The organism is Pseudomonas sp. NMI760_13 (genome assembly GCF_021283245.1).
Lineage (GTDB): Bacteria > Pseudomonadota > Gammaproteobacteria > Pseudomonadales > Pseudomonadaceae > Aquipseudomonas > Aquipseudomonas peradeniyensis.
Genome location: NZ_JAJSRC010000106.1, coordinates 1 through 365, shown reverse-complemented (window position 1 = coordinate 365; position 365 = coordinate 1). Strand labels below are relative to the sequence as shown.

Sequence of the window (365 nt, the reverse complement as noted above, 5' to 3'; positions counted from 1 at the left end):
ACTCGTTGTCGCGGCTCTCGCGGTCCCAGGGGAAGCTGACCTTGACCCGGCCCCACTCGTCGCAAAAGATCTCCTCGTCCTCGGGGCCGACCACCGTGGCCATGTGCGGGCCGTCGATGCGTGGCTTGGGCGGCGCCTCGGGGCGCCATTCGATGCGCCCGGGCACCAGCAGGGCCTTTTGCGAGTAGCGCGTGCCTTGTTCGGCGCCGGCAGCTTCCTCCTGCAGGCTGGTGAACTGCGCGCCCTCGTGGCGCACGCTGGCCACCCGCCAATGGATGTTGAGATCTTCGCGGGGGTGTTCGACCAGGTTGAAGCTCAGGCCCGGCTGCAGGCGCACGTCGTCGCCCTCGACCTCGGCGATGCGC

The 365-nt window shown here is 69.6% G+C and carries 1 pseudogene; it reads right to left on the bottom strand.

Features of this window, described 5'->3' with window-relative positions:
- A pseudogene (locus LU671_RS29845) lies at window positions 1-365 on the bottom strand (type VI secretion system Vgr family protein); the annotation flags it as partial.